We start from the raw sequence: 1,520 nt of genomic DNA on the forward strand, positions 1-1,520 counted from the left end.
GCCCGGGCCGCTGGCGGCCACGCATCTCGCGGCGGGAGTGGTGCCGGGGGCCGCGACCGGGGAGACCGTCGTGACCACCGTCGGGGGCGGGGGCCTGGTGGAGTGGCTGGACGCGGCCGACGTGGTGACGGGGGACGCGACCGGCGCGGTCGCGGTCCGGTCCGTCGACCCGTTGACGCCGCTGCACCGGGTCCCGGCGGGCTCCCGCACCGCCGAGCCGGACGGCCTCCTCGTCCTGCTCACCGCCGCCGAGCAGCTCGGCACGGCGGTGCGGACCTGTGAGGCGGCCGTGCAACACGCCCGGACGCGCGAGCAGTTCGGGCGGCCCATCGGCGCGTTCCAGGCGGTCAAGCACCTCTGCGCCGAACTGCTGGTCCGCGTGGAGGTCGCCAGGGCGGCCGTCTACGCGGCGGCCGTCACCGCCGACCCCGTGGACATCGCCGCGGCCCGGCTGCTGGCCGACGAGGCGGCCGTGCGCGGCGCCCGCGACTGTCTTCAGGTCCACGGTGGTATGGGGTTCACCTGGGAGGCCGACGTACACCTGTGTCTGAAGCGGGCATGGGTCCGGGCAGAACGTGGCGGATTGGTGACGGACAGTGAGGAAGTGCTGGCGGGCGAACTGTTGGTCGAGTCCCGCTGACCGCGCTGACCAGGGTCGCCGTGAAGTCTGTGGCGGCATGATGAGGGAATGTCGCGGAACGTGGCATACCGGAATCACCGAGCGTTGATACCGGGTTGTGTCCTAGGTGTGACTTGTCACGGCCTGGAGTCGGAGTCGTACTCCGGTACCTTCTGGGGGATGCGAGTGGTTCCGAGGCTCAGTCGGCCCGGTGTTGCCCCTGTGGCGGCCCCGGACGCGCCGGTGCCCGCCGCTCGTGAAGTGGGCCGGAGGCGCGTCACTCCGGTCTGTTCGACTCCCCGCGATGAGCGTCGCACAGTATGCCCCAGGCGTACTCCTTCGCGCTGGAATATGCCCGAAGCGCTTGTTGGGGTGACTGTACGTCAACCATGCTGTCTAGTAAGGGGATCACGTTCCGTGATTCCGGTGCCGACGGCAGTGGAGTCGGCCGAGCAGAAGATGACCACGATCGTGGCCCCGGAGGGGCGTGCGGCGATGTGTCCGCCGGTTCGGATGGTGTGAGCGGTGCAGGTGCTTCAAGTGCAGCTGGAGATCCGGCCCGACCCCGCAGAAGTGGGTCGCGCCCGGAGATGGGCCCGTTCACGGCTCGCCGGGTCCGGGATAGGGGACGACGAGCCGCTGGGCGAGACGCTGATCCTGCTCGTCTCCGAACTGGTCACCAACGCGGTCGTCCACNNGGCGCCCCGCTGCGCCGACGGCGACGAGACGGGCGGGCGCGGCCTCGCGCTCGTCGAGGGGCTCGCCGACCGGTGGGGCTGGAGCCACGAGGGCATCGGCAAACGCATCTGGTGCGAACTGGACCGCGCCACCCCCGGCCCGCGCGGAACGACCGGCGCGGGCGGCGTCGCGACCCCCACCGTGTACCCGTCGGGCCGCGCCG

Annotated in this window: 2 protein-coding genes and 1 pseudogene; all 3 read left to right on the plus strand. The window is 71.8% G+C overall.

The window, feature by feature from the left end:
• Window positions 1-640: acyl-CoA dehydrogenase family protein (locus AOK23_RS28500; protein ID WP_055715489.1), on the plus strand; the 640-nt coding region annotated here is incomplete at its 5' end.
• A 504-nt stretch (window positions 641-1,144) separates the two neighbouring features.
• The coding region (locus AOK23_RS50425; RefSeq protein ID WP_420823759.1) for an ATP-binding protein at window positions 1,145-1,315 on the plus strand (171 nt) is incomplete at its 3' end.
• 2 nt (window positions 1,316-1,317) lie between these two features.
• Window positions 1,318-1,520 (plus strand): annotated as a pseudogene (locus AOK23_RS50430) (ATP-binding protein); the annotation flags it as partial.

The organism is Streptomyces torulosus, assembly GCF_001419765.1.
Taxonomy (GTDB): Bacteria; Actinomycetota; Actinomycetes; order Streptomycetales; family Streptomycetaceae; genus Streptomyces; species Streptomyces torulosus.